Origin of the sequence: Herbaspirillum sp. DW155 (assembly GCF_037076565.1) — a bacterium.
GTDB lineage: Bacteria > Pseudomonadota > Gammaproteobacteria > Burkholderiales > Burkholderiaceae_D > Herbaspirillum.
In genome coordinates, this window is the sequence record NZ_AP029028.1 from 5,184,269 (window position 1) to 5,207,710 (window position 23,442).

The following is a 23,442-nucleotide window of genomic DNA, read 5'->3' on the forward strand; positions in this document are numbered from 1 at the left end:
CCGACCCATCCGCATTTGTCCGCCATGACCACCGCTTCCTCGCCCGCACCCGCGCCCGACAGTTCCGACGCCATCGCCAGCGACATCGCAGCCAACATCGCCGCGCAGCGCCTGCCGCCCGGCGCCAAACTTCCCGAGGAAGCACTGGCGCGGGTCTACCAGGTCAGCCGCACCAAGATCCGCGCGGCCCTGGTGATGCTGGCCAAGGACAAGCTGGTGGACCTGATCCCCGACAAGGGCGCCTTCGTCAGCAAGCCCACGGTGGAAGAAACACGCAACCTGTTCTTCGTGCGGCGTGCGCTGGAAGCGGCCATGGTGCGCCAGTTCGTGGCCTGCGCCACACCGCAGGACTACGCCCGGCTGGAAGCGCATCTGGAACTGGAACGCCAGGCCGTCAAGGAAGACAACATGCAGGTGCGCTCTTCACTGCTGAGCGACTTCCACATCCTGCTGGCGCGTATCGTCGGCAACGACGTGCTCACCGACATCCTCGAAAAGCTGGCCCGCCGCAGCGCGCTCATCACCATGCTCTACCAGTCCACGCGGGACGCCGCCTGCTCCAGCGAGGAACACGTCGCCTTCATCGCGGCCGCCCGTGCCGGCGACGTCGAACGGGCGGTCGAACTGATGGAACATCACCTGCTGCACGTGGAGCAGGCGCTGGCCTTCGAACCGAAGTCGGGTCCGCGCAAGGATCTGCTGCGCGAGCTGTTGTCATGATTCTGTCAGCAGGCGCCAACCCGGTCTCACACCAACATCAAAAACTTAGTAAACGTTCACAACCATTTTTACCGGTGCGCTTGCTGCAAAGCGTTGCAGGGAGGTTCCGTCCTGTACGCCAAACTTTCTTCATATCGCCCCGCAACCGCCCACCGGCGGCCCATGCCCGCATTAGACGGTGAAATACCGCTGTATTCCGAGGTTTCCGATCCACTCACGAAGGCCACACTCAGGCACCGCTCCGCACGCCATCCACGGCAACAGGACTGCGGACGCCAGACCATCACGATTTCAGGGATCCCACATGCTCAACTCCATCAAGGCACGCATCCTTTTTTATACGATCACCCTGCTCATCGCCAGTCTGGCAGTGGTCGGCACGGTCTCCTTCTTCATCATCAAGACCGACAACGAAAACGCCATCGAGCGCAATGCCCAGGCGGTCGCCACCGGTTTCGGCTCGGCCATCAATGAATGGGTGGCGGCGCGCACGGCAATGACGGTCGCCGCAGCAGAAGGTGTGCAGGGTGCCGATCCGGTGTTCGTCATCAAGATGCTGCAAAAGAGCGGCGGTTTCTACGTCACCACCCTGGGCCGCGAAGACAAGGCGGCCTTCACCTCCGCCGCCGAAGGCCTGCCGGCCGGATACGATCCGACTGCCCGCCCCTGGTACAAGCAGGCGGTCGCGGCCGGCAAGCCGGTGCTGACCAAGCCCTATACCGACGTGGCGACCAAGAAGCCGATGGTGTCCTTCACCGCACCGGTGATGCAGAACGGTCAGCGCACCGGCGTGGTGGCGGCGGCCATGTTCCTCGATGGCGTCTCCGACGTGGTGCGGGCCATCCATCCCACCCCGGCCAGCTTTGCCTTCCTGGTGGACCGCGACGGCCTGATGCTGGCTCATCCGGACGGGCAGTGGGTCAACAAGCCGGCCAAGGAGTGGAATGCCGAACTCACCCCCGAGCGCCTGCAAAGCCTGGGCAGCGACGACAAGGTGAGCGCGCTGGAGCTGGAGGGTGCCACCAAGCTGATCAAGGGCATCCCCATCAAGGGCACCGAGTGGACCCTGATGCTGGCCATGGACAAGGCCGACGTCACCGCCGGCATGCGCAATGCCACGCGCTCGGCGATGATTGCGCTGGTGCTGGTGGCGCTGGCGGCGGCGGGCATCATGAGCATCATCACCACGGCCGTGTTCCAGCGCCTCTCGCGCGTGCGCCGTGCCATGGACAGCCTGTCCTCCGGCAACGGCGACCTGACCCTGCGCCTGGCCGAAGATGGCAAGGATGAAGTGACGCAGATCTCGCGCTCCTTCAACCAGTTCGTCAACCAGATCACCGGCATCCTGCAGGACGTGCGCCGCAGCAGCGATACCGTCAAGATCTCTTCCACCGAGATCGCCACCGGCAACCAGGACCTCTCGGCGCGTACCGAGCAACAGGCCGGCGCTCTGGAAGAAACCGCCTCGGCCATGGAACAGCTGACCTCGACCGTGCAGCAGAACTCGGAAAACGCCCGCCGCGCCAACGAGCTGGCCGGTAACGCCTCCAGGATCGCGGCCGAGGGCGGTGAAGTGGTGGGTAACGTGGTCTCGACCATGGAAGCCATCAATGCCTCTTCGCGCCAGATTGCCGACATCATCACGGTGATCGACGGCATCGCCTTCCAGACCAACATCCTGGCCCTGAACGCCGCCGTGGAAGCGGCGCGTGCCGGTGAACAGGGGCGCGGCTTTGCGGTGGTGGCCTCCGAAGTGCGTTCACTGGCCCAGCGCAGCGCCCAGGCCGCCAAGGAGATCAAGCTGCTCATCGACACCTCGGTGTCCAAGGTGGCCGATGGCGGCGTGCTGGTGGCGCAGGCCGGGAAGACCATGGAAGAGATCGTCTCCAGCATCCGCGACGTGAGCGTGATCGTCAGCGAGATCGCCCACGCCAGCAGCGAGCAGAATGGCGGCATCCAGGAAGTGAACCTGGCCATCACCCATATCGACGAAGGCACGCAACAGAATGCGGCCCTGGTCGAACAGGCAGCCGCTGCCGCCAAGTCCTTGCAGGACGAGGCGCACCGCCTGTCGGTACTGGTCGGCGGCTTCAAAATGTAGCGCCATCGCCACGGCGGTGCTGCTCCCGACGGCCTGACCACGTGCAAGCGGGCCAGGCCGTTTGCGTTAAAATGGCCCGCGCAGTCAGCCGCTTCCGTCCTCCCGCAGGCCGGGTCTGCCAGCCGCGCCGCGCATGGGCCATCTGCTGATGGCCTGCCTGATGTTCAGAGCGGCAACATGATGACCCGTCCCGATCACGATGAATCCTCTCACCACCCCACCCGTGCTGCTGTCGGCCCGCCTCAAGGCCGAGACCGCCGTCCTGCACGAACAGATGCATGCCCTGATGGAACAGGCGCAACCCTTCTCCAGCCGCGCGCATTACGCGCGCTTCGTGGCGGCGCAATATCATTTCCAGCGCGACGTCGAACCTCTCTTCGACGACGCGGCCATCCAGGCGGCCCTGCCCGATGTGCAGGTGCGCGCACGCGCAGCCGCTGCCCTGGCCGATCTCGCCGACCTCGATGTGCTACCGGGCGAACAAGACATCGCCACCGCGACGGTGGCCATGCCGCACGCCCTGGGCTGGCTGTATGTCTCGGAAGGATCGACGCTGGGTGCGGCCTTCCTCCTCAAGGAGGTCAAGGACAAGCTGGGCTTGAGCGAAACCTTCGGCGCGCGCAACCTGGCCGCCTACCCGGAAGGCCGCGCGCTGGCGTGGCGCCGCTTTGTCAGCTTGCTCGATGCACCCGGCCTGTCGCCGCAGCAACAGGATGCGGTGGTGGCCGGCGCGCGTGCCGCCTTTGACCGTTTCGGCGCACTGCTGAAACGGCACTTCGCACTGGGCTGACGCCATGGCGGACGGTCCGGTCAAGTCGCCCCTGCCGACATCCGTGCAGGCCACTCCCAGCACGCTGGCCCCGCGCCGCACGCGCTGGCTGTGGTTGCTGCTGGCCTATGCGAGCCTGGGTATCGGCATCGTGGCGATCTTCATTCCCGGTATTCCCACGACGGAATTCGTGCTGCTCTCGGCCTGGGCCGCCGGCAAGGGATCGCCACGCCTGCAGCGCTGGCTGGAACAGCACCGCCTGTTCGGTCCGATGATCCACAACTGGCGTCACGGCCGGGTCGTCGCACGGCGCGCCAAGATCAGCGCGTCATTGATGATGAGCTTGTGCCTGCTCATCATGCTCTTTACGGTCAAGCGCCACTGGGTGATCGTGCTGGCCACGCTGGGCATGGCGCTGGGCGCAGCCTGGATGTGGTCACGCCCGGAGCGCACGGAAGACGCCGACCCCGGCGAGCGCTCATGAAAAAAGCCTGTACCGCAGTCACGGTACAGGCTTGTGAAACGACGCTGCTGCCGACCAGCGCCAGACTCAGGTAATCGACGACGACACCTTCCACAGATCGACATCGCCATCGGTGGCGTATTGGTCGATGCTGGCCAGTTCTTCGGGAGTGAAGTCGAGCTTGTTGACCGCATCCAGAGAATCATCGAGCTGCTCGACGGTACGCGCACCGATCAGCGCCGAAGTCACGCGGGCATCGCGCAGCACCCAGGCAATGGCCATCTGCGCCAGGGTCTGGCCACGCTTTTCGGCGATGGCATTCAATGCGCGGATGCGCGTCAGGTTGTCTTCCGACAGCATGCGCTGCGGCAGCGACGGTGCGCGCGTGACGCGGGCCCCTTCCGGCACGCCACCCAGATACTTGCTGGTCAGCAAGCCCTGCGCCAGCGGGGAGAAGCCGATGCAACCCACGCCCAGTTCTTCCAGCGCCGGCAACAGTCCGCTTTCAATCGTGCGGTTGAGCATGGAATAGTTGGGCTGGTGGATCAGCAGCGGCACCCCTTCGCTCTTGAGGATGGCGGCGGCCTTGCGGGTCAGCTCGGGCGAATAGGACGAGATGCCCACGTAGAGCGCCTTGCCCTGGCGATGCAGATGCGCCAGCGCGCCCATGGTTTCTTCCAGCGGTGTATCGGCATCGACGCGGTGGGAATAAAAGATGTCCACATAGTCCAGGCCCATGCGCTTCAAACTCTGCTCGCAGCTGGCGATCAGGTGCTTGCGCGCACCGCTGGGGCCGCCATAGGGGCCGGGCCACATCTGCCAGCCGGCCTTGCTGGAGATGACCAGCTCATCACGGTAGGGCAGGAAATCCTTGGCCATCCAGCGGCCGAAGTTTTCCTCAGCCGAGCCGGCCGGCGGACCATAGTTGTTGGCCAGGTCGAAGTGGGTGACGCCACGGTCGAAGGCACGGCGCAATACGGCGCGGCCGGTCTCGAAGTTGTCGACGCCACCAAAGTTCTGCCACAGGCCCAGCGAGACGGCGGGCAGCAGCAGGCCGCTGCGGCCGGTGCGGCGGTAGGGCATGCGGCCATCGTAGCGGGAGGGTTCGGCGATATAGCTCATGGGTCTCCTTGGAGAAATGTTCTGCGGAAAGAATCGAGGGGGACTGCCGGAATTGCCACTTCCTGGGTGGTCTGCAGAAGTCTACGCTTCTGATGCTTATGAAATGAGTGCTACGTATAAGGACAGATTTTGATGCGATTGTCCGGTCTGACCGATGAATCTTCTTGCCCGTTCCCGCGCATTTTTTTATCGGGCCGGCAGGATGATGGTGGCGATCAGGCCGCCTTCAGGATGATTGCGCAAGAGCAGTTCGCCGCCGTGGGCCTGCACAATGTTGCGCGAGATGCCCAGGCCCAGGCCCATGCCGCCGCTGTTCTGGGCGCGTCCGTGTTCCAGCCGCACATAGGGCTGGAACAGTGTACCCATGGCGTCTTCCGGCACGCCGGGGCCGTGGTCGCGGATCTCGATTTCCACCAGGTCGCCATTGGCACCAGCCGAGGGACGGATGCTGATCTCCACCTTCTGGCCGTAATACAAGGCATTGTCGAACAGGTTGCCGATGGCGCGCTTCAAGGCCAGCGGCTTGCCCATGACGTTGATGCCGCTGGGCGTGAAGGCGATCTCATGGCCCGCCAGGCGGGCATCGCGGATCATGCGCAGCACCAGCGCATCGAGCCGCACTTCGGTGCGGTTCTCGTGGATGTCGCTGTCCTTCACCGATTGCAGAGCACCCTTGACCATCATGTCCAGCTCATCGAGGTCATCATGGAAATCGGTACGCATGGCATCGTCATCCATCAGTTCGGTGCGCAGCTTCAGGCGCGTGATGGGTGTGCGCAGGTCATGCGAGATAGAGACGAAGAGACGCTCGCGGTCTTCCAGATAGCGCTTGATGCGCTCGCGCATGCCGGAGAAGGCGCGCGCGGTCTTGACGTATTCGCGGCTGCCGGTCTCGGGCAGGCTGGGCACGGTCTCGCCCTTGCCGAAGGCTTCGGCGGCATCGGCCAGCGCGGCCAGCGGGCGGGTGGTCCAGCGCACCACCAGAATGGTCAGCAACAGGATCGCCGCCAGCGACAGACCCTGCAGCACCAGCCGGTCCAGCCACAGCGGGTTGTCGCTGTCGAGGAAATAGGGATTGGGCATGAGCGCGGCCAGGTAGATCCAGCGGCCGCTTTCGACCTGCATCTGAATCACCAGCACCGGCGCCGAGTTGGGCTTGGTCAGCAAGATGTGCTGCACCCAGTTGTCGGGCAGGTCGTTGACGGTGAGACCGTCACTGGCCACCGGCAAGCCATCCGGCCAGGCGAAGGCCAGCCGCGCTTCCGGCAGGAAGGGCAGGTCTTCGCGCAGGGTCTGGGCGGTCACGTCAATGGCCAGATTGGCCAGGCGATTGTCGCCGATGGAATTGACCGGCACGGCGCTGCTGTTGGCATTGATGAAGAAGCGCGTGCCGCCCATCTCGCGCAACTGCTGGATCATCAGCGGCCGGTAGTTGGGCGGCAGGGTCATGAAATAGCGGATCGCCGAGGCGGCGCTATGGGCCAGGTGTTGCGCGGCCACGCGGGTCTCGGCCTCGGACTTGCTGCGCAGCTGCGCCGCCCAGATGAGGCCACCGGCCAGCTGGGTGACCAGCACGCCAAAGATCATCACCACCGACAGGCGGCCCAGCAGCGAATCCGGCAGCATCCAGTCCAGCAGCGCCGCCAGGCGATGGCGCAGGCCGGGCGGACGGCTGGCCGTCTCCTGAACCGTCAGCGGCGCCGAGGCCGGCGCCACGTTCTCAGGCGGCTGCGGCACTGACGTCGGCCGAGAAGACATAGCCGGCGCCGCGCACGGTCTTGATCAGGTGCGGCTGGCGGCCGCCGTCATTCAGGCGCAGGCGCAGCTTGCTGATCTGCACGTCCAGCGAGCGGTCCAGCGGGCCGGCATCGCGGCCGCGGGTTTCTTCACACAACACGTTGCGATCGAGCACGTCACCCGGATGTTCGACGAAATACTTCAGTAACTGGTAGTCCATGCCCGTAAGGGGCACGATACCGCCCGCGCTGTCGGTGAGCGTGCGTTCCACGGTATCGAGCGAGAAGCCGGCGAAGCGGTAGTAGCGCGGCGCCGCGCTGCTGTCGATGCCGATGCGGCGATGGATGGCCTTGATGCGGGCCAGCAGTTCGCGTGGACTGTAGGGCTTGGCGATGTAGTCGTCCGCGCCGAGTTCCAGTCCGACCACGCGGTCGGTCTCATCCGAGCTGGCGGTCAACATGATGACCGGCACGTTGGACTTGCGCCGTACCGCCTTGCACAGGGCAAAGCCGTCGGTGTCGGGCAGCATCACATCGAGGATCACCAGCGAGAGTTCATCGGCAAAGCGCTGGAACTCGGTCAGGAAGGTCGCGCCATCGTGGGCCAGGCGGACTTCGTACTGGTTCTTTTCCAGATAGGCCTTCAAGAGCGTGCGGGTCTTCTGGTCATCGTCGACGATCAATATCTTGCGCGTCATGGTGTTGCTCCATCTCCGAAATTCTTAATCATTGCGGTTGCGCGCCAGTGTGCGCGCAATCGCTGCGAGCCGTTTCTGGGTCTGTTCCTCGCTGATGCTGCGGTCGAGGAAGAAGCGCTGCACCTCGGCCACGATGGCATCCTTGGTCGTATCGTCGGTGGCCATGCGATGCACCAGACTGGGCGCCTGCCACGCCGGGCCCTTGCTGAAGGCGCGCCAGGAGTCGCGCGCGCAGCGGTCCATGTGCGGATCGGCCGCGCGCAGCACGGGAATGGACCCTTTGATCCTATTGTATTCGGACTGCACCGCAGGCGACATGACCAGCCGCGCCAGCGTTTCCTGCAGGGGCTGGTGCACATAGTTGCCGGCGAACATGGCCAGCGTATCGGTGCTGTAGAGGTGGAAGTCGCCCGTGCCCGGTGACGGGGCGCAACCGAACTGCTGGTCCACCTCCATGCCCCAGGCATTGAGTTCGCCCTTGGCCCAGTCGCCCATGATGAGCATGGCCGCCTCGCCGCTGACCATGCTGCGCGCCACTTCCGTCCAGGGGCGCTCGCGCACCGGCTGCGGCATCGCTGCGGCCAGACCGCGCAGGCGCTTCAAGATGTGCAGCATGCGCGGGTCGAGGTAGGCGGCCGGACTCATCTCCACGAACAGGCGACGGTAATAGGCAGGGCCGCTCTCGGCCAGCGCGATATTCTCGAAGAGCGTGGCCAGTTGCCACGCCTCGGCGCTCTGCGCCAGCGGGACGATGCCGCTGCCCTGCAGCTTCCTGACGATCTGCTCGAAGTCGTCCCAGGTCTTGGGCGGCGTCAGGTTGTAGCGCTTGAAGATGGCGATGTTGTAGAACAGCGAGTTGATACGGTGGATGCCCAACGGCGCGGCCACCACGTGGCCGTGATTGTTGAGCAGCGACCAGACCGTGGGGAACATCTGCTTTTCCCAGTTGCCCTGCACGGCCACATTGTCCAGCTCCAGCAAGAGACCGAGGTCGGCCCATTCACCGAAGACCACGCCGTTCAACTGCGTCACTTCCGGGGCGCGGTTGGCCAGCACCATGCTCTTCAAGACCTTGGCGGCCCCCATGCCGGCCCCGCCGGGGATGGCGACGTCGCGCCATTGGATATCCTGCTTGGCCAGTTGATTGACCACCACGTTGATGGCCTGGCGCTCGCTGGCCGAGGTCCACCAGTGCAGCACCTGCAAGGAACCGCCTGCGGTCGCAGGCGGTACCGGCGCGCCTGACTGTGCATGAGCACAGGCCCCCCACCACCCAAGCACCAGCGCGAGCAGCCACGCCACGGCCAGCCCGCAACGGGCCGGGCCGATGCTTGCGTGCGCGGGCCGTTTCGTTCTTGTCATGAGCTTGCCTGTCTCCAAACCGGAAGAGACTATAGCCGGGTGACTGCCATTGTGCAATTTGCGCAGGTGGGCGCCGCCGTCGCACGCATCTTGAAAACGATGAACTCGGTTTAGCTCTTGTTAATAAATGTAAGTCTGGCTCTGCTTATCTTATCCACAGGCGCAGCCCGATGCTGCACCACATTGCCCATCCACCGTCTCGGAAAATCCGGCCACGCCATGCTGCGGGGCCTGTAAGGATATGTAATCCGGAGATCGCGACGAATCGACTTAATTCCTTTTTGAATCAAACACTTGCGGCCCTCTCCATCGGGCCGATGTGCAGGCTCGCATCACATGCTTGCCACTGCTACTGTCACGGCGTTTCGTGGCGCAGGGCCGCTGCGATCCCCACAAAAACCAAGGAGACGCAAGATGCAGACCGAACAAAAGCCTGGTCGTTTTTCCCGCATTCCCTCTTTCCCATCGCTGCCGCGCCGTCGCCTGCTGGCCGCCTGTGCCCTGGCCTTCGGCCTGACGGGCCTGGCCGCTGCCCACGTCCAGGCCGGCACGCTGACCATCGAAAGCTGGCGCGTGGATGACCTGCCGCTGTGGCAGGAGGTGCTGATCCCGGCCTTCCAGCGCAGCAATCCGGGCATCACCGTGAAGTTCTCGCCCACTGCGCCGACCGAATACGATTCCAGCCTGGCCGCCCGTCTGGCCGGTGGCACCGCCGGTGACCTGGTGGCCTGCCGCCCCTTCGACGTCTCGCTCTCGCTCTACAACAAGGGCCATCTGGAAAAGCTGGATGGCAAGCCCGGCATGGAATTCTTCGCGCCTGCCGCGAAAGCGGCCTGGCAGACCGATGATGGCAAGGATACCTTCTGCATGCCGATGGCCTCGGTGATCCACGGTTTCTTCTACAACACCAAGATCTTCAAGGAGCTGAACCTTGAACCGCCCAAGACCGAGGCGGAATTCTTCAAGCTGCTCGATACCGTCAAAGCCAATGGCAAATACGCGCCGCTGGTGATGGGCACGGCCGAACAGTGGGAATCGCATCAGGTGCTCTTCACCAGCATCGGCCCCAACTACTGGAAGGGCGAAGAAGGCCGCAAGGCGCTCATCGCCGGCAAGGCCAGGTTCACCGATCCGCAATTCGTGGCCGCCTGGGACTACGAAGCCAGGCTCGGCAAGTACCTGCCCAAGGGCGCTTCCGCCCAGACCTACAGCGACAGCCAGAACATGTTCGCGCTGGGCAAGGGTGCGGTCTATCCGGCCGGGTCGTGGGATATCGCCTACTTCAACGGCAAGATGGACTTCGCCGCCTTCCCGCCGCCGGTGCCCAAGAATGGCGATGCCTGCTACATCTCGGACCACAACGACATCGGCATGGGCATCAATAAGAAATCGAAGAACAAGGACGACGCCTACAAGTTCCTGGCCTGGCTGGGATCGCAGGAGTTTGCCGATCTCTACACCAACAAGGTCACCGGCTTCTTCTCGCTGTCGAACCACCTGATCTCGGTGAAAGATCCGATTGCCAAGCAGATGATGGGCTGGCGCAAGAACTGCGCCTCCACCATCCGCGTCAATTCGCAGATCTTGAATCGCGGCACCCCGAGCATGGAAAACGAAATGTGGAACGTCAATGCCCAGGTGCTCAACGGCAAGATGAGTCCGCAGGATGCGGCGGCCAAGATCCAGAGCGGCTTTGCCAAATGGTACAAGCCGCAACAATGACCTGACGGCCTGACCAAGCAACGCACTACACCGGAGCCGAGGACCCGCCAAGAGGTCCGCTCCCTCCCCTTCAGGAAGAGAGACACCGTGAAAACCATCCGCGCCTGGCAACTGGCGGTGCTGCTGGCACCCGCCGTGCTGATCTACGCGCTCTTCAGCGCCCTGCCCCTGCTCGATACCCTGCGCCTCGGTTTCTACACCGCCAATGATGCGGGCGTGCGCAGCTTCGTGGGCCTGGACAATTACCGCACCATCCTGTTCGATCCCGACTGGTCGGCCGCCTTCTGGAATGCGATGTGGAACAACGTCAAGTTCTTCTGCATCCACATGGCCCTGCAAAATCCCATCGGCCTGTTGCTGGCCTCGCTCTTCAGTCTCAAGGGCCTGCGCGGCGCACGCACCTACCGCACGCTGATCTTCCTGCCCACGCTGCTGTCGGTGGTGATCATCGGCTTCATCTGGCAACTGATCCTCTCGCCGCTGTGGGGCGTGAGCGAAAAACTGCTGGGCTTCGTCGGCCTGGCCGACTGGTTCGCCCCCTGGCTGGGACAGGAATCCACCGCGCTGGTGACGCTCTCGCTGATCTCGGTATGGCAATACGTGGGCATTCCCATGATGCTGATCTATGCCGCCCTGCTGGCCGTACCCGAGGAAGTGCTGGAAGCCGCCCACGCCGAGGGCGCCAGCGCCATGCGCATCTTCTGGCAGATCAAGCTGCCGCTCATCTACCCGACCCTGGGGCTGGTGACCATCCTCACCTTCGTGGCCAACTTCAATGCCTTCGACCTGATCTATTCGGTCAAGGGCGCGCTGGCCGGTCCCAACTATGCCTCCGACCTGCTGGGCACTTATTTCTATCGCACCTTCTTCGGCTATCAGGCGCAGATCGGCAGCCCGACCATGGGCGCGGCGGTAGCCACGCTGATGTTCCTGGTGATCCTGGGAGGGGTGGGCGCTTACTTCGTACTGGTACAGCGGCGCCTGACGCGCTATGCCATGTGAGGCGGAGGACGACATGCTGGCCCCTTCACCCGTATCTGCTTCCTCCGCTTCTTCCACTTCTGCAACCATCCCGACCACCATGCGCAAACCCACGCTGATCCAACGCAGCTTCGGCCAGGCGGGCCGTCTCTGGGTGCATGCGGTGCTGTGCCTGTATGCGGTGATCGCGCTGTTTCCGATTGCGCTCATCCTCATCAATTCGCTCAAGACCCGCAATGCCATCTTCGAAGGCCCGATGGCCCTGCCCACGGCCGAGACACTGACCTTCGCCGGTTTCCAGAAGGTGCTGGCGGGCACGCACTTCCTGCTCTACTTCGGCAACAGCCTGGCCGTGACACTGGCCGCCCTGCTGCTGATTGTGCTCTTCGGTGCGATGGCGGCCTGGGCGCTGACCGAGTACCGTTTCTTCGGCAACCGCGCGCTGAACTTCTTCATCGCCATCGGCATCATGATCCCGATCCGGTTGGGCACGGTCTCGATCCTGCAACTGGTGGTGGCGCTGGACCTCATCAATACCCGCACCGCACTGGTTCTGGTCTATACGGCGCAAGGGCTGCCGCTGGCGGTGATGATCCTCTCCGAATTCATGCGCCAGATCCCGGGCGAGTTGAAGGATGCGGCGCGCTGCGATGGCGTGGGCGAACTCAGCATCTTCTTCCGCGTGATCCTGCCGCTGCTGCGTCCGGCCATTGCCACCGTGGCCGTGTTCACGATGATTCCGGCCTGGAACGACCTGTGGTTCCCGCTCATCCTCGCCCCCGGTGAAGACACACGCACCGTCACGCTGGGCGTGCAGCAGTTCATCGGGCAATACGCCACCGACTGGAATTCGGTACTGGCGGCGCTGTCGATGGCGGTCATTCCGGTGCTGCTGCTGTACGTGGCCTTCTCGCGCCAGCTCATCCGCGGCCTCACCTCAGGCGCGGTCAAATAATTTACAGGAGACTTCATGGCACACGTCAACATCAAGCAATTGCGCAAGACTTACGATGGCCGCGCCGATGTGCTGGCCGGGCTCAACCTCGATATCCGCGATGGCGAATTTTGCGTGCTGGTCGGGCCTTCCGGCTGCGGCAAGTCGACCCTGCTGCGCATGCTGTGCGGGCTGGAAGAGATCAGCGGCGGAGAACTGGCCATCGGTGGCGAAGTGGTCAACCATCTGCCACCGGCCGAGCGGGGCATCGCCATGGTGTTCCAGAGCTATGCGCTGTATCCGCACATGAACGTGTACAAGAACATGGCCTTCGGCCTGAAGGTGGCCGGCAGCAGCAAGAGCGAGATCGATACGCGCATCCGCCACGCCGCTGCCATCCTCAAGATCGACCATCTGCTGCAGCGCCTGCCGCGTGAACTCTCGGGCGGCCAGCGCCAGCGCGTAGCCATTGGCCGCGCCATCGTGCGCCAGCCGCGCCTGTTCCTGTTCGACGAGCCGCTCTCCAATCTCGATGCGGCGCTGCGCGTGCAGACCCGGCTGGAAATCGCCAAGCTGCACCGGCAACTGGCCGCCACCATCGTCTACGTCACCCACGATCAGGTGGAAGCCATGACCCTGGGCGACAAGATCGTGGTCATGCACGAGGGCCGCATCCAGCAGGCCGGCACTCCCCTGGAGCTGTACCAGCAGCCGCAGAACCTGTTCGTGGCGGGCTTCATCGGTTCGCCCAAAATGAATTTCTTCCCCGGCGTGGTCACGCGCTGTGATGACAGCGGCGTGCAGGTCGAGATCACCGGCGGGCTGCGGCTGCTGGCCGATGTCGATCCACAGGGTGTCACGACAGGTGCAGCAGTCACCCTCGGCCTGCGCGCCGAGCAGATCCGCGAAGGTCTGGGCGATGGTCAGCCATTGCGCGGTGTGGTCAACCTGGTGGAGCACCTGGGCGAGGCCAACTTCCTCTACGTGACGCTGGAGGGCGGCCATGACATCGTGGTGCGCGGCGATGGCAATCGCAGCGTCCACATCGGCGAGCAGCTTGCGCTGTCGGTGCAGAGCCACGCCTTCCATCTCTTCGATGCGCAAGGCCAGGCGCTGCGGCGGCGCAATCCCGGCAACCTGCAGGCGGCACGCCGTCTGGGGCAGGACTGAAGCATGGACGGCATCGCCTATCTGATCGGCGTGGATGGCGGCGGCACCAAGACCCTGGTGCGCCTGTCCTCACCGCAAGGGCAGGTGCTGGCGCAGGCCAGCGGCCCGGGTTCGGCGTTGCGCATCGGCGCAGCGCAGGCGTGGCGCGTCATCGGCCAGACCATCGACGACGCCTTTGCCAGCGCCGGACTCCGGCGTCCTGCCGATCAGGCGCTGGCAGTCGGCATCGGTATCGCCGGCGAAAACGTGGCGCAGTGGTCGGCCGACTTCCGTGCACAGGCGCCGTCCTTCGGCGTGCTGGAAATCGTCAACGATGGCGTGACCACCTTGCTGGGTGCGCATGGCGGGGCGCCCGGCGCCATCGTCGCTGTGGGCACCGGCACCATCGGTCTGTCGCTGGATGTGGATGGCAGCCGCCGCGTGGTCGATGGCTGGGGCTTTCCCAGCGGCGACGATGGCAGCGGCGGCTGGATGGGCCTGCGCGCCCTGCACCATGCGCAACTGGCCCTGGATGGCCGCAGCCCTCGCGGTCCGCTGGCCGAGGCCGTGCTGGCGCTGTGCCGCACCGAACTGCCGGACGATCCCGCACGCGACGAGCGCGCTACCCTGCTGGACTGGCTGGCCCAGGCCGACCAGGCCGCCTTCGCGCGCGCCGCCAGGCCCGTCGTGGCGCATACTGCCGACGATGCCGCCGCTCGCGTCATCCTGCAGGCGGCAGCCGCCGAGATCAGCCTGATGATCGACACGCTCGACCCCGCTCAACGCCTGCCGCTGGCCTTGTGCGGTGGACTGGCCGCCGCCCTGCAGCCCTATCTGGACCCGCGCCAGCAGGCCCGCATCGTGGCACCGCAAGCCGACGCGGCCGATGGCGCCCTGCTGCTGGCGCGGCGCGCCCTGCAACCCAAGGAAACCCCGGCATGAATGCACTGACCCAATTGCACGGCAACGTGCTGACCCCGCAAGGCTGGACCCACGGCAGCATCGTGTTCGACCAGCGCATCCGCTCCATCGACGGCCGCCCGCTGCGGCAGCAACCGCGCGTCATCGATGAAGGCGACTACATCCTGCCCGGCTTCATCGACCTGCACGTGCATGGTGGCGGCGGACGCGACGTGATGGAAGGCGGCGATGCGGTGCAGGTACTCGCGCGCCTGCATGCGCGGCACGGCACCACGAGCCTGTTGGCCACCACCATGACCGCACCGCTGGACGAACTGGAAGTGGCCTTGAAGGCCATCCGCAACACGACCGACCAGCGCCTGCCCGGTCAGGCGCGCGTGCTGGGCGTACATCTGGAAGGCCCCTACATCAACCCCGGCAAGCTGGGCGCGCAGCCCGACTTCGCCATCGCGGCCTCGCTGGAACAGGTGGACTATCTCAACAGCCTCGCACCGATCAGGCTCATCACCATCGCGCCGGAAGTGGACGGTCATCTGAAGCTGGTCTGCAAGCTGGCCCATCGCGGCATGAAGGTGCAGATCGGCCACACTGCCGGCAGCTATGACGATGGCGTGGCCGCGCTGGCGCATGGGGCCTCGGGCTTCACCCACCTGTTCAATGCCATGAGCGGCTTCCACCATCGCACACCCGGCATGGTCGGTGCGGCGCTGGCGCATGCGCAGTATGCGGAGCTGATCCCGGACCTCTTGCACGTGCACCCCGGTGCCATCCGCACGGCGCTGCGGGCCATCCCGCGCCTGTTCTGCGTGACCGATTCGACAGCGGCGGCCGGCATGCCCGATGGCGACTATGCGCTGGGACGGCAGGTGGTGCACAAGTGCGCGGGCGGCGTGCGGCTGGACGATGGCACCCTGGCCGGCAGCGTGCTGACCATGGATCAGGCGCTGCGCAATCTGATCTCGCTGGGCATGGACGTGGCCGAAGCCTCGCTGCGCACCTCGACCTATGCGGCCGACTACCTCGGTCTGGCTGATCGGGGCCGGCTGGCCACCGGCCACCATGCCGACATCGTGGTACTGGACCGGCAATTCGCCCTCAAGGCGGTCTATGTGGAAGGAGAAGAGATTGACCTCGCTGATGCTTAAGGAAGCCCGCTCCGCAGCCGATTACGTGGCCGTGCAGCTGACCCGTGACCAGGACCGTTACGCCGCCCTGGGCCGGCAATTGCGCGCCACCCCGCCCGCCAACGTGGTGACGGTGGCGCGCGGCAGTTCGGATCATGCGGCGGCCTATTGCGCCTATCTCATCATGGCGCGCCTGGGCCGCATCGTGGCCTCGCTGCCGATGTCGCTGGTGACGCTGAACCAGGCACCGCTGCAGGTACGCGATGCGCTGGCCATCGCCATCTCGCAATCAGGACAAAGCCCGGACGTGGTGGAGCCGGTCCGCTACTTCCATGCACAGGGAGCTACCACGGTGGCGCTGGTCAACCAGAACGATTCGCCACTGGCGGCTGCAGCGCAATGGAGCCTGCCCCTGCATGCGGGGTTGGAGTCCAGTGTGGCGGCCACCAAGAGCTTCATTGCGAGTCTGGTGGCAGGCGCCTTGCTGACGGCGCACTGGCAGGACGATGCCGCCTTGCTGGATGCGCTCAAGCAGTTGCCCGATGCCCTGCGCGCGGCCTGCGCATGCGACTGGTCGGCGGCGGTGCAGGCGCTGGTGTCGGCCAACCGGCTCATGATCGTGGGGCGCGGCATCGGCTTCCCGCTGGCGCTGGAGGCGGCGCTCAAATGCAAGGAGACCTGCGCCATCCAGGCCGAGGCCTTCAGCGGTGCGGAGATCAAGCACGGGCCGATGGCGCTGATCGAAGAAGGCTATCCGCTGCTGATGTTCGCCACCCGCGGACCGGCCCAGGCCGGCATGCTGGCGCTGGCAGCGGAGATGCGCGCACGCGGTGCGAAGGTCTTGCTGGCAGCCCCCGGGGATGTGATCGAGCGCGATCTCACCCTGCCCGTGGCGGCCACGCCGGACCTCGATCCCATCGTGGCGATCCAGGCTTTCTATGTGATGGCCGCGCAATTGTCGGCCGCGCGCGGGATGGACGCGGATCGGCCACGGCATCTGAACAAAGTCACAAAAACGAACTAAGGGATGTTCAGGCCTGTGCCTGCCGCGCTTCCTCGATGAAGGCGCGCAGGTAATCGATTTCCACATCGCTTTCACGCGCGCCCAGGTAGATGTGCTTGGCGATGCCATGCCTGCCAAGGCGCACCGGCACGATGTCCATCTGCTCGGCATATTCCAGCACCAGCCAGCGCGGCAGGGCCGCCACGCCGCGTCCGCTGGCTACCATCTGCAGCATGATGTCGGTGGTCTCGATGGTCTTGTGACGGCGCGGCACGATGCCGGCCGGCGCCAGGAACTGGGTGTAGATGTCCAGCCGGTCCACCGGTACCGGATAGGTCACCAGCACCTCGTTGCTCAACTGCCTGGGCTTGACGTAATCGGCCTGGGCCAGTGGATGACCGGCGGCCACCACCAGCACCTGTTCATAATCGAACACCGGCTCGAACACCAGGCCCGGCTTGTCCAGCGGATCGGGCGTGACCAGCAGGTCGATCTCGTAGCCGAACAGTGCACCGATGCCGCCGAACTGGAATTTCTGCTTCACGTCCACATCCACGTCCGGCCAGGCGGCCAGATAGGGCGACACCACTTTCAGCAGCCATTGGTAACAGGGGTGACATTCCATGCCGATGCGCAGCGCGCCGCGCTCGCCCTGGGCGAACTGGCGCAGGCGTTCCTCGGCCAGGCTCAGTTGCGGCAGCACGCGGTTGGCCACGGCCAGCAGGTACTGGCCCGCTTGCGTGAGGCGCAGATGGCGGCCTTCACGCAGCCAGATATCGGTGCCCAGCTGCTGTTCCAGCTTTTTCATGCTGTGGCTCAGGGCCGACTGCGTGACATGCAGCACGCCAGCGGCCGCCGTGAGGGAACCCTGGCGTTCGACTTCCTGGACGATGGAGAGGTGGATGCGGTCCAGCATAGGGATGAATGGAACTCATGGTTGAGGAATATTCCATCATTTTATGTCATGTACTGACCATGCAGGAATCCTCGGCCTCGGACCGCCCTGCGCGATGAGAGGCGATACTTTCATGCAGATAAAAAACTAAGTTTTCCAATACTCCACGGATACCTTTCCGAAAGCCATCTCTCCCGCTGATGAGACGCCAGCTTGCAAATCGCTGACAAGCACCATCAACTTCCTGCCCTGTTCCAGTGCGGCTTTCCAGTCAGTGCTTTGTCAGATTCCCGGCGTGCGCGATCCTCTCCCCGATGTTTACGTTCCACCGAACCTTTCATCAAGGCCGTGTTCGAAACCTAACAAAGCGTGACCGCACGGCAAGAACCGTGCTGTTACAACCCATCACAATTCCGAGGTCAACTGAGCATCGTCGCGCGTCGTTAGCCGGCTATCGCAACGCCTTTTCATGCTCCGACACGGATCGAGGACTCCATCATGACAACAAGAAACAGATCTTCCGCCATCATCGTCTCGGCCTCGCTGCTCGGTGCAGTGCTGGCGCTCTCGGCCTGCCAGAAGCAGGATGCGCCGCCGCCCACGGCAGCGGCCGCACCCGCTGCCCCGACCACGCCCCCCTATACGCCGCCCACGGCCGCGCAGCTCTCGCAGATGGTGGCCCCGATTGCACTGTTCCCCGACAAGCTGGTGGCACAGGTGCTGGCCGGCGCCACCTATCCAGACCAGATCGTCGCGGCCAACCAGTGGCTGAGCCAGAACGGCGCGCTCAAGGGCGATATCCTGCAGGCCGCAGAAGACAAGCAAGCCTGGGACGTGAGCGTGAAGTCGCTGACCATGTTCCCCGCAGTGCTCTCGCAGATGGCCGCCAACCCGGACTGGACACGCGCGCTGGGCGATGCTTTCGTCAATGATCCGAATGACGTGATGAATGCCATCCAGGAGCTGCGCCTGCGTGCGCAACAGGCCGGCAATCTCAAGAGTTCGGCCAGGCTGAAGGTGGTGAGCACCGCGCGCAGCAGCCAAAGCGTGCGCGTGGAGCAAGCGCCTGAACCACGTACCGTCTATGCCGGCGCGCCGGTGATCCCGCCGCCGCCACAGACCATCGTGATCGAATCGAGCCAGCCCGATACGGTCTACGTGCCGGCCTACAACCCGGCCGTAGTCTACGGTCCGCCGGTGCCGGTGTATCCGGGCTATGCCTACCGTCCGCCCAGCCCGGTGACCAATGAGGTCGTGGTGGGTGCACTGTCCTTCGGCGTAGGCGTCTTCGTGGGCGAGGCCATCAGTCATCATTCCGACTGGGGCTGGCATGACTGGGGCATGCGCTGGGGTGGCTACGACGGCGGCGACCGCCCTGCCGGCGACTGGCAACGGCCGGCCGTGGTGTACAGGAACACCACCTATGTCTCGCATTCGACGACGGTGATCAACCGTGTGACCAACAACAACGTGACGGTCAACAATACGCGGGTGGTGAACAACAACGTGAACAACGTCAGCAATGTGAGCAACGTCAACAACGTCAGTCACGTGAATAACGTCAGCAACGTGCGCAATGTCGACGAGCACAACATCAACAGCCAGACCCGCATCGACAATCGCCGCGAGCAGGTGGCCCCGGCCGCCATGAGCATGCCGCACTTCACCGCCAGCGACGCGCGGCCGGGCGCCATGCCGGTCCAGCATGGGCAGCCGCCGCAGCAGAAGATGGAACTGGCCAACGTGCACCCGCCACAGGCGGCGCAGGAAGAGAACGCACGGCAACGTCAGGAAACGATACAGAAGGAACAGCAGGCCCAGCGCGTGCAGCAGCAACAGCAGGAGCAGCAGCGTGCACAGCAGGAACGGCAGGCCGCCCATCAACATGAACAAGCCCAACAGAATGCCGCGCAGCAGGCCCGTCAACAGGCCGAGGAAAGAAAGACGCTGGCCATGAAGCAGGAGAACGCGCGCCCCCAGGCACCGGCACATGCCAACCGGGAAGAGAACAAGGCCGTGCACGAACCGAAGCCGGCACCGGAAAAACACGAAGCGGCAGCGCATGAGCACGCCGAGCAGAAGCACGAGCCTGCCAGGCATGAGCAGGACCGGCGCGAAGAAGACAAGCGCGAGGCCGAGAAGCACAACGGCTGAAGCGACACCGTATCCTCGCAAGACAAAGGGCCGCGTCACAGCGGCCCTTTTGTCGTGGAAAGAACAGTCCTCAGCCGCCGATACGGTCCGGATCGGTGCGCTGGTCCAGGGTCAGTTGCAGGAACGCCAGGTCCAGCCACTTGCCGAACTTGGTGCCCACCTGCGGCATGTGGCCGACCTGCTCGAAGCCCAGCTTCTTGTGCAAGGCGATCGAACCGACGTTGCTGGCATCGATGGCGGCGACCATCACATGCTTGCCACAGGCGCGGGCGCGCGGGATCAGCGCTTGCATCAGCGCCACGCCCAGGCCTGCGCCGCGATGGTCCTTGTGGACGTAGACCGAGTGTTCCACCGAGTGGCGGAAGCCATCGAAAGGACGCCAGTCGCCGAAGCTGGCATAGCCCAGCACCTTCGCGCCATCGACCGCCACCAGAACCGGATAGCCCAGCTGGCGCCGCGCGGCCAGCCAGTCCTGACGGTTCTTGTCGTCGACCAGGGTGTCGCTCCAGATGGCGGTGGTGTTGACCACGGCATCGTTGAAAATCTCGGTGATGCCGGCGATGTCGGCAGGGGTGGCGTCGCGGATCTGCATGGTGTCTCGGGTCTCGGATATCAGGTTCAAGAGGAACAATCGTCTGGGGCAGCAGTGTAGCCGAAGACGGTGACGATGGATTTTGTTGCGTGATTCCTCTTAAGACATCTGACAACTAGAGGTGTTAAAATGCGCCCGCTCATCCATAGAGCACTCCTCCTTGCCAGATTATCTGCGTGACAAGGACAGGAGAATCACCAGAAATGCCGGCCCCCGAGGCTGGACGCAAGATCGGAGACGTGTTAACCCACTCTGAGATTGCGACGCATGACCGATTCCATCCCGACGACTCCCGTTCCTGCGCACGCTGGCCACACCAGCCGGGCGGGCAGCGGCACGTCCGTCATGAACCGGTCCCGGCAGGTAGATTGCGCCACAGGGCGCATGCGCTCCGGCGTATTGCGCAAGCTGTTATCCACCCACCCCACTTTGCTCCCATCATGACCACCAAGTTCAGTCCTTCGCGGCGCGCCGTCCTCACGGCCACCGCAGCGGCAGTTCCGCTAGTCTCGCTTCCCCTGCTCAAGCAGGCCCGGGCCGATGGCCTGGAAGGCATCGAGCTGCAGCACTACAAGCCGGTGTTCTTCAACGACGCCCAATGGCTCTTCATCCTGGCCGCCTGCGACCGCCTCATTCCCGCCGAAGGGCGTGGACCGGGTGCGCTGGAAACCAACGTGCCGGTCTTCATCGACCAGCAATTGCATGCCGGCCTGGGCAGCGACATCTACCAGCAGGGGCCGCACCAGACGGATGCGCCCTCCACGCTGGGCTTCCAGATTCCCTACGCGCCGCAGGACGTCTATCGCATCGGCATCGACCTCACCCAGCAGCTCAGCCAGCAGCAACACGGCAAGCGCTTCGAGCAGCTCGAGGCCACCGACAAGGATGCCCTGCTGACGGCCCTGCAGAAAAATGGCGTCGACTTCGCCGCACTGGGCGAGAAGGCCATGAAGCCTTCGCAATTCTTCGGCCAGTTGCTGGGCGATACCAAGAACGGCTACCTGGCCGACCCCATGTACGGGGGCAACAAGGACATGAAGGCCTGGGTCGCCATCGGCTTCCCCGGCGCGCGTGCGGCCTACACCGAATGGGTGGACCAGCACAACGTCAAGTATCCGCTGGGGCCCGTGAGCCTGTCGGGCAAGCGCGCCTGAGGCGCCCACGCTGTCCCCGCTCACGCCTGCAACCTCTTACCGATTCCATTCAATTCCATGCCTAACATCACCAACGACGACGTGGATGTCGTCATCGTCGGCCTCGGCTGGGCCGGCTCCATCATGGCCATCGAACTGGCCCAGGCCGGCCTGAAGGTGCGCGCCCTGGAGCGCGGCCCGGACCGTCCGCCCGAAGACTTCGCCTATCCCAAGCCGGCCGACCAGTACGGTTACGCCACCCGCAACAAGGTCTTCGCCACGCCGCGCGACGCCGCCCTGACGGTGCGCTACAACACGGCGCAACAGGCGCTGCCGACCCGCAAGTGGGGCGCCTTCGCGCCCGGTACCGGCGTGGGCGGCTCGGGCCTGCACTGGACTGCGGTGTTGATCCGTCCCACGCCCACCGACCTCAAGCTCAAGACCTACGCCGACCAGGCCTACAAGCACAGCAAGCTCGATCCCGAGATGCGCATCAAGGATTTCCCGTTCACCTGGAACGAGATCGAGCCGCACTATGATTTCTTCGAAAAGGTATGCGGCCAGTCGGGCAAGACCGGCAACCTGCGCGGCCAGATTCTGCCGGGCGGCGATCCCTTCGAAGGGCCGCGCTCGAACCCCTATCCGCTGCCGCCCCTGCACGACACCTACAACAGCAGCCTGTTCGCCGACGTGGCGCGCAAGCTGGGTTACCATCCCTTCCCCAATCCCTCGGCCAATGTCTCGCAGGCCTGGACCAATCCGTATGGCGCGCAGATCGCACCCTGCAACTATTGCGGCTTCTGCAGCAAGTATCCCTGCCTGAACTACTCCAAGGCATCGCCGCAGACGACCATCCTCGATGTGGTCAAGCGCATGCCCAACTTCGATTACAAGGTCAACGCCAACGTCATCCGCGTAGACCTGCACGCCGACAGGAAGACCGCGCGCGGGGTGACCTACATCGATGAGAACATGAAGGAAGTGTTCCAGCCGGCCAAGATCGTGATCCTCTCCGGCTTCCAGTTCGCCAACGTGCGCCTGATGCTGCTCTCGGGGATCGGCAAGCCCTATGACCCGATCACCGAGACCGGCGTCATCGGCCGCAACTACGCCTTCCTTTCCAACGGCGGCGCGACGCTGTTCTTCAAGGACAAGAACTTCAACTCCTTCGCCACAGCGGGGGCCAGCGGCGAGATGTTCAACGACATCTCCCCGGGCAACTTCGACGACGGCATCAGGCAGGGCTTCATCGGCGGCGCCAAGATACACAGCTCGCAGGCGTCGGGCGCACCGATCGGCACGGCACTGCCACCGGGCACGCCGAGCTGGGGACGCGGCTGGAAGGAGGGCATGATCGACTGGTACGACCATTCCATGAAGATCAGCATCACCACCACCTGCATGTCCTATCGCGGCCACTTCCTCGACCTCGATCCGAACTACAAGGACCCCTGGGGCCAGCCGCTCTTGCGCATGACCTTCGACTGGCGCCAGAACGAACTGAAGCTGCAGCGCTACCTGCGCGACATCGTGCTCAAGATTTCCAGGGAACTCAATCCCGATCACATGTCGGAAAGTTTCCTGGCCCTGGATTCGCACTGGGACATCACCAAGTACGTCTCCACCCACAACGTGGGCGGCGCCATCATGGGGGATTCGCCGCGCGACTCGGCCCTGAACAAGTACCTGCAATCCTGGGATGTGCACAACGTCTTCGTCCCCGGCGGCAATGCCTTCCCGCAGAACTTCCAGGCCAATCCGACCGACACCATCGGCGCCATCACGCTCATGGCAGCGCAGGCCATCAAGACGCAGTATCTGAAGAACCCCGGCCCGCTGGTCCAGGTATAAGGGGGAGAGAAC

General features: G+C 64.3%; 20 protein-coding genes. 14 read left to right on the forward strand and 6 right to left on the reverse strand.

Features of this window, described 5'->3' with window-relative positions; translation table 11 throughout:
* The first annotated feature begins 24 nt into the window (after positions 1-24).
* The 4 genes from AACH55_RS23635 to AACH55_RS23650 all read left to right on the forward strand — a co-directional run bounded on the left by AACH55_RS23635 (position 25) and on the right by AACH55_RS23650 (position 4,074).
* Positions 25-720, forward strand: coding sequence for a GntR family transcriptional regulator (locus tag AACH55_RS23635; RefSeq protein ID WP_338717105.1), 696 nt, complete (start codon positions 25-27; stop codon positions 718-720).
* A 304-nt stretch (positions 721-1,024) separates the two neighbouring features.
* Positions 1,025-2,821 (forward strand): methyl-accepting chemotaxis protein, encoded by a 1,797-nt coding sequence (locus tag AACH55_RS23640; protein ID WP_338717106.1) that lies wholly within the window; start codon positions 1,025-1,027, stop codon positions 2,819-2,821.
* Between the two features lie 199 nt (positions 2,822-3,020).
* A complete protein-coding gene (locus AACH55_RS23645; RefSeq protein WP_338717107.1) occupies positions 3,021-3,611 on the forward strand; it encodes a biliverdin-producing heme oxygenase in 591 nt (196 codons plus the stop codon).
* Positions 3,612-3,615: 4 nt separating this feature from the next.
* The gene (locus AACH55_RS23650) at positions 3,616-4,074 is read left to right on the forward strand and encodes a YbaN family protein (RefSeq protein ID WP_338717108.1); all 459 of its coding nucleotides are present in this window, start codon (positions 3,616-3,618) and stop codon (positions 4,072-4,074) included.
* Positions 4,075-4,140: 66 nt separating this feature from the next.
* Here the strand turns inward: AACH55_RS23650 and mgrA are convergent, their stop codons facing one another.
* The 4 genes from mgrA to AACH55_RS23670 all read right to left on the reverse strand — a co-directional run bounded on the left by mgrA (position 4,141) and on the right by AACH55_RS23670 (position 8,971).
* Positions 4,141-5,175: an L-glyceraldehyde 3-phosphate reductase gene (gene mgrA / locus AACH55_RS23655; RefSeq protein WP_338717109.1), complete on the reverse strand. Its 1,035-nt coding sequence runs from the start codon at positions 5,173-5,175 to the stop codon at positions 4,141-4,143.
* A gap of 186 nt (positions 5,176-5,361) precedes the next feature.
* A complete protein-coding gene (locus AACH55_RS23660) occupies positions 5,362-6,912 on the reverse strand; it encodes an ATP-binding protein (protein WP_338717110.1) in 1,551 nt (516 codons plus the stop codon).
* Entirely contained in the window at positions 6,896-7,609 is a 714-nt protein-coding gene (locus AACH55_RS23665; protein ID WP_338717111.1) for a response regulator transcription factor, read from the reverse strand. Before AACH55_RS23665 ends, AACH55_RS23660 begins: the two co-directional genes overlap by 17 nt.
* Positions 7,610-7,633: 24 nt before the next feature.
* Positions 7,634-8,971 carry an ABC transporter substrate-binding protein gene (locus AACH55_RS23670; RefSeq protein ID WP_338717112.1) on the reverse strand — a complete coding sequence of 446 codons (1,338 nt, stop codon included), beginning with the start codon at positions 8,969-8,971 and terminating at the stop codon, positions 7,634-7,636.
* 414 nt (positions 8,972-9,385) lie between these two features.
* On the opposite strand from AACH55_RS23670, the gene AACH55_RS23675 reads away from it, so the two are divergent.
* The 7 genes from AACH55_RS23675 (at position 9,386) to AACH55_RS23705 (ending at position 16,826) form a co-directional block, all read left to right on the forward strand.
* Positions 9,386-10,693: an ABC transporter substrate-binding protein gene (locus AACH55_RS23675; RefSeq protein WP_338717113.1), complete on the forward strand. Its 1,308-nt coding sequence runs from the start codon at positions 9,386-9,388 to the stop codon at positions 10,691-10,693.
* Positions 10,694-10,780: 87 nt separating this feature from the next.
* On the forward strand, positions 10,781-11,695 hold the full coding sequence (locus tag AACH55_RS23680) for a sugar ABC transporter permease (protein ID WP_338717114.1): 915 nt from the start codon (positions 10,781-10,783) through the stop codon (positions 11,693-11,695).
* 79 nt (positions 11,696-11,774) lie between these two features.
* Positions 11,775-12,629 carry a carbohydrate ABC transporter permease gene (locus AACH55_RS23685; protein ID WP_338720401.1) on the forward strand — a complete coding sequence of 285 codons (855 nt, stop codon included), beginning with the start codon at positions 11,775-11,777 and terminating at the stop codon, positions 12,627-12,629.
* Positions 12,630-12,644: 15 nt separating this feature from the next.
* The gene (ugpC, locus tag AACH55_RS23690; RefSeq protein WP_338717115.1) at positions 12,645-13,778 is read left to right on the forward strand and encodes a sn-glycerol-3-phosphate ABC transporter ATP-binding protein UgpC; all 1,134 of its coding nucleotides are present in this window, start codon (positions 12,645-12,647) and stop codon (positions 13,776-13,778) included.
* 3 nt (positions 13,779-13,781) lie between these two features.
* On the forward strand, positions 13,782-14,699 hold the full coding sequence (locus AACH55_RS23695; RefSeq protein ID WP_338717117.1) for a BadF/BadG/BcrA/BcrD ATPase family protein: 918 nt from the start codon (positions 13,782-13,784) through the stop codon (positions 14,697-14,699).
* Entirely contained in the window at positions 14,696-15,823 is a 1,128-nt protein-coding gene (gene nagA / locus AACH55_RS23700) for an N-acetylglucosamine-6-phosphate deacetylase (RefSeq protein ID WP_338717118.1), read from the forward strand. The genes AACH55_RS23695 and nagA overlap by 4 nt, the downstream gene beginning before the upstream one ends.
* Positions 15,816-16,826 (forward strand): SIS domain-containing protein, encoded by a 1,011-nt coding sequence (locus AACH55_RS23705; protein WP_338720403.1) that lies wholly within the window; start codon positions 15,816-15,818, stop codon positions 16,824-16,826. Before nagA ends, AACH55_RS23705 begins: the two co-directional genes overlap by 8 nt.
* A 7-nt stretch (positions 16,827-16,833) precedes the next feature.
* Here the strand turns inward: AACH55_RS23705 and AACH55_RS23710 are convergent, their stop codons facing one another.
* Positions 16,834-17,721: a LysR substrate-binding domain-containing protein gene (locus AACH55_RS23710; protein WP_338717119.1), complete on the reverse strand. Its 888-nt coding sequence runs from the start codon at positions 17,719-17,721 to the stop codon at positions 16,834-16,836.
* A 477-nt stretch (positions 17,722-18,198) separates the two neighbouring features.
* Here AACH55_RS23710 and AACH55_RS23715 point away from each other — a divergent pair, with 477 nt between their 5' ends.
* Positions 18,199-19,854: a DUF3300 domain-containing protein gene (locus AACH55_RS23715; RefSeq protein WP_338717120.1), complete on the forward strand. Its 1,656-nt coding sequence runs from the start codon at positions 18,199-18,201 to the stop codon at positions 19,852-19,854.
* Between the two features lie 70 nt (positions 19,855-19,924).
* Here the strand turns inward: AACH55_RS23715 and AACH55_RS23720 are convergent, their stop codons facing one another.
* Positions 19,925-20,446 carry an N-acetyltransferase family protein gene (locus AACH55_RS23720; RefSeq protein WP_338720405.1) on the reverse strand — a complete coding sequence of 174 codons (522 nt, stop codon included), beginning with the start codon at positions 20,444-20,446 and terminating at the stop codon, positions 19,925-19,927.
* Positions 20,447-20,886: 440 nt separating this feature from the next.
* Here AACH55_RS23720 and AACH55_RS23725 point away from each other — a divergent pair, with 440 nt between their 5' ends.
* Positions 20,887-21,600, forward strand: coding sequence for a gluconate 2-dehydrogenase subunit 3 family protein (locus AACH55_RS23725; RefSeq protein ID WP_338717122.1), 714 nt, complete (start codon positions 20,887-20,889; stop codon positions 21,598-21,600).
* 57 nt (positions 21,601-21,657) lie between these two features.
* Positions 21,658-23,430: a GMC family oxidoreductase gene (locus AACH55_RS23730; RefSeq protein WP_338717123.1), complete on the forward strand. Its 1,773-nt coding sequence runs from the start codon at positions 21,658-21,660 to the stop codon at positions 23,428-23,430.
* Positions 23,431-23,442 lie beyond the last annotated feature (12 nt).